At 61.6% G+C, this 4,623-nt stretch carries 4 protein-coding genes; 3 read left to right on the forward strand and 1 reads right to left on the reverse strand.

Annotated elements, in window-relative coordinates; genetic code table 11:
* Positions 1-38: 38 nt before the first annotated feature.
* Entirely contained in the window at positions 39-176 is a 138-nt protein-coding gene (locus P1T08_18295; GenBank protein MDF1598026.1) for a hypothetical protein, read from the reverse strand.
* A 111-nt stretch (positions 177-287) separates the two neighbouring features.
* Between P1T08_18295 and P1T08_18300 the strand changes: the two genes are divergently transcribed.
* From P1T08_18300 to P1T08_18310, 3 genes are read left to right on the forward strand one after another with little or no spacing between them, the layout of a single operon-like run.
* On the forward strand, positions 288-884 hold the full coding sequence (locus P1T08_18300) for an efflux RND transporter permease subunit (GenBank protein MDF1598027.1): 597 nt from the start codon (positions 288-290) through the stop codon (positions 882-884).
* A 2-nt stretch (positions 885-886) separates the two neighbouring features.
* On the forward strand, positions 887-1,324 hold the full coding sequence (locus P1T08_18305; protein ID MDF1598028.1) for a hypothetical protein: 438 nt from the start codon (positions 887-889) through the stop codon (positions 1,322-1,324).
* A gap of 9 nt (positions 1,325-1,333) precedes the next feature.
* Positions 1,334-4,486 carry an efflux RND transporter permease subunit gene (locus P1T08_18310; GenBank protein ID MDF1598029.1) on the forward strand — a complete coding sequence of 1,051 codons (3,153 nt, stop codon included), beginning with the start codon at positions 1,334-1,336 and terminating at the stop codon, positions 4,484-4,486.
* The last annotated feature ends 137 nt before the right edge of the window (positions 4,487-4,623 follow it).

Raw genomic sequence — 4,623 nt, forward strand, 5'->3', positions numbered from 1 at the left:
TCACTGGCGAGCAGGTGGTCCCATCCCCCTGGCGAAACTCATCTCAAGGTGGTCCCATCCCGCTGGCGGGCGACATGGGTCAACTCCCGAGACGTCACCTCCAAGAACGCCTCCCACTTCTCCTCCGGAGACAACAGCCGCCGCTTACGACGACCCGGAACCGATTGGTTGCTCATACTCACACCCTCCTCAGGGTCAGGCCCACAGCCTCCCATCGTTGGGTTAGGAATCGGCGCATCTCTATCACGAAGTCAGACGCAGGTGAACCCCTCGAGTACCACGCGGCAGTGCTCGGCGGTTATGCGGTTGAGCGCGACGCGCAATCCCGCGTTATTGCGGTCGTGGTCGCCGCCCTCATCGGCATCTTCGTCTTCCTCCAGGCTGCGTTCAGCAGCTGGCGACTCGCGCTCCTGGTGTTCGCGGCGTTGCCCCTGGCTCTGTCCGGCGGTGTGCTTGCCGTTGCGGCGAGCGGTGCTGAGGTGTCGCTCGGCTCGGTTGCCGGCCTGGTTGCGATTGTCGGACTGGCCACCCATGGGACTGTGCTGCTGATTCGCAACTACGAGGAGCGGGAGCAGCGCGGCGAGCCCTTTGGTGGCCAATTGGTGGTGGACGGCACGACCGAGTTGTTGATGCCGGCGCTGGTTCCGCTCGTTGGGCTCGCCGCCTTGTTCATTCCGGCGGCCGCGGCCAGTTCGATGGCCGGACTCGAGATCGTCGGACCGATGGCGATCGTCGTAGTCGGTGGATTGATCACGACCGCGCTCTTGCTGGGAGTTGTGGTCCCATCGTTTTACCTGCACTGGGGATACATCGCGAATCCCGACACGACGGCGCACGACCTCTTCGAACCCGCAACGCCCCACCTAGTGATAGGCGGTGACTGATCGTGGACGGAAGATTTGGCATCGCGCTCGTCGGATTGGCCACCGTGGCGATGGTGTTCGTGCTCGGTTCGCTCTCGGCACAAGAGGTTGAACCGGACGGCGAATCGCCGGTTGCTTTGGAACCGGTTGCAGCGACCGGCTTGCAGCGTCTCACGCTGACGGAATCGGCCGCAGAGCGCCTCGATATTCAGACGGCGACCGTCCAGGCGACGCCCGACGGGACACTTCATGTGCCCAGCGCGGCGCTGATCATCACTCCGGATGGGTTGCACTGGGTGTACACCAATCCGGCCCCCCTGCAGTACGTGCGGCACGAGATCACTGAAGTCGTGGAAGACGACTTCCAAGCTTTCTACGTCTCCGGCCCTATTGCAGGGACATCGGTTGTGATCCGTGGTGTTCCGGAGTTGTACGGCGCCGAGTTCGGAATCGGGAAATAGGCGGTAGGCATGTTTCGTTGGATCGTCGGTTCGAGTCTCAGATACCGGTTTATCGTCATGGCGATCGCATCCGGGCTCATGTTCTTCGGGGTCCAGCAGCTTCAGGACACGCAGATCGATGTCTTCCCGGAATTCGCTCCACCACGCGTCGAGGTCCAGACACCGTCGCTCGGCCTATCGGCCTCGGAGGTCGAGGCCCTGGTCACAATCCCACTAGAGCAATCACTGGCCGGAATTCCCGGGCTCGTTGAGATCCGTTCGAACTCGGTCGAGCAGCTTTCGTCGATACTGATGATCTTTGAGCGGGGGACAGATCTTCTCGACGCGCGCCAGCTGGTCAACGAGCGTATCTCTGTGGTCGGGCCGACGCTTCCCACTTGGGCGAGTCCGCCGGTGATGATCCAGCCGCTCTCCTCGACTAGCCGGGTAATGAAGATCGGTTTGACCAGCGAGGATCCTGAACTCGACCTCATCGACATGTCGATGGTTGCCTATTGGACGATCAGGACACGTCTCTTGCAGGTGCCGGGCGTTGCCAACGTCCCTATATGGGGAGAACGGCTGGAGATGCTACAGGTGCAGGTCGATCCTGACCGGCTACGCGACAACGCGGTCACCCTCAACGCGGTGGCAACCAGTACCTCGGACGCATTGGCGGCGGGGCTCTACTTGCACTCTGAAGGCCACATCATCGGCAAGGGTGGCTGGGTCGAGTCGAACGGCGAGCGCCTGAACGTCATGCACATTCCACCCATCGTCACCGCAGCAGACTTGGCATCCCTGCCGGTGCGGACCACCACCGGTGAAACGCTGCTGCTGGGTGACGTTGCAGAGTTGGTGAGGGACCATCAACTACTCAATGGTGATGCCGTGATCAACGACGGGCCGGGCCTCATGTTGATCGTGGAGAAGCTTCCCTGGGCCAACACCCTCGAAGTGACGAGGGGAGTGGAAGAGGCCTTGGAGCAGTTGCAGCCGGGTCTGCCCGGCATTTCTGTCGATGCGGAGATCTTCCGCCCGGCGACCTTCATCGAGGAGTCGATCAACAACCTGGCGATCGCGATGTTCCTCGGTGCCATTCTCATGATCCTGATTCTCGGGGCCTTCCTGTATGAATGGAGGACGGCGCTGATCAGCGTCCTGGCGATTCCGCTCTCACTCGTGGCGGCGGGCCTCGTGCTGGACCTACGCGGGGCAACGATCAACACAATGATTCTGGCCGGGATGGTGATCGCCCTGGGCGACATCGTCGACGATGCGATCATCGATATCGAGAACGTCGTCCGCCGCCTTCGACAGCACCGAGCCGAGGGCGGGAGCCGTTCGACGGCCAGGGTCATTCTGGACGCTTCCCTTGAGGTGCGCAGCGCCATCGTCTACGCCACCTTGATCGAGGTCGTCGCGATCGCACCGATCTTCGCCTTGAGCGGGTTGTCTGGGGCATTCTTCCGGCCCCTCGTCACATCGTATGCGCTGGCGTTGCTCGCGTCGATGGCAGTTGCACTCACCGTCACGCCGGCCCTCAGCCTCGTTCTGTTCAGAAACCCGAAATCGTTGATGCATCGTGGCTCACCGTTGGTGCCGCCCCTGAAGCGCTGGTACACCCGGGTGCTCGAGGGCATCATCAGCAAACCTCGCGGCGCTTATGCGACCGTTGCGGCGGCGGCCCTCGTCGGTGTGGTGATTGTTCCCCTGCTCGGTCAGTCGCAGCTTCCCGACTTCAAAGAGCGGGACTTCCTGATGCACTGGCTGACCAAGCCGGGGACCGGTCAGATCGAAATGGTGCGGATCACCGAGGAGGTGAATCGGGAGTTGCTCACCATCCCGGGCGTGCGCAATGCCGGTTCCCACATTGGGCAAGCACTCCTCATGGATGAAGTGGTGGGCATCGACTTCGGTGAGAACTGGGTCAGTGTCGATCCGGCCGTGGATTACGACGAGACCGTCGCAAAGATCCAGGAGGTGGTCGATGGGTATCCCGGGCTGTATCGGGACGTCCAGACCTATCTGAAGGAGCGGATCAGGGAGGTACTGACCGGGTCGAGTGAACCCATCACGATCCGTGTATTCGGACCTGATCTGCAGGTCTTGCGAGATACCGCAGCCGAAGTCAACGAGATCCTTGGCGCCGTCCCGGGCGTCAAAGAGAATCACGTGTCTTTTCAGGAGGATATCCCGCAGGTTCGAGTCGAAGTCGATCTGGAGGCTGCCCAGCGGTACGGAATCAAACCCGGAGATGTGCGGAGAGCCGCCGCACGGCTCATCTCGGGTGAAGAAGCCGGCGACATCTTCTGGGAGGGCAAGGCCTACGACGTGCAGGTGTGGAGCACTCCTGAAACCCGTCGCAGTCTCACCGACGTCAAGAACCTACTGCTCGATACGCCCAGCGGTGAGTACGTGCTGTTGAATGAGGTTGCCGATGTCAGCATCGCGGCGGTCCCAAACAAGATCCACCACCAGGATTTGTCGCGAAGCATCGACGTTGGGGCCAATCTCGATGGAACCCGTGACCTCGGAGCGGTAGTCGCTGACCTGGAGGATAGGCTGGGCACCTTCCAGTGGCCGGCCGAGTATCACGCCGAATTGTTGGGCGAGTTCAGCGAACGCCAGGATGCCTCCCAACGAATGATGACGATCGCGGTGATGGCCGCGCTCGGCGTGTTCTTGTTGCTGCATGCTTCATTCGGTTCCGGGCGACTCGCGTTGCTGTCGTTCCTAACTCTGCCGGTCGCGCTCGTGGGGGGTGTGATGGCGGCGTACATGGCGGGTGGTGTGATCTCGCTGGGGTCACTCGTCGGATTCTTCACCGTGCTGGGCATCGTTGCACGCAACGGAATCATGTTGATCAGTCACTACCAGCATCTCGAGCGTGAGGAAGGGGTCTCGTTCGGACCTGCGCTCGTTCTTCAGGGCGCGTCGGAACGCCTCGTTCCGATTCTCATGACGGTGCTCACTACCGGTCTGGCGCTCGTCCCATTGGTCGTGCGCGGCGAGATTCCGGGCCAGGAGATCGAGTACCCGCTGGCCGTCGTAATCCTCGGTGGCCTCGTTTCCGCCACGCTGCTGAATTTGTTCGTCGTGCCGAGCCTCTACCTCCGTTATGCGCAACGGCGGGGACCTGCGGGCGGAGTAGATTCGGCGGTGCCGGAGGCGATGGCTTGAAAGGCTGACCGAACTCGAGAGCCGATGTCGTGATGAGCGAACCGTTCAGAGGTCTCTATTCGTGGCTCATCGGATTTCAGCGGGGTGTGATGGTGGCGAGTAGATTCCAGTTGGGTTTTCCGGCGTAGAGGAGGGCT

It is taken from the genome of Acidimicrobiia bacterium, from assembly GCA_029210695.1.
Classification (GTDB): domain Bacteria; phylum Actinomycetota; class Acidimicrobiia; order Spongiisociales; family JAHEDJ01; genus JAHEDJ01.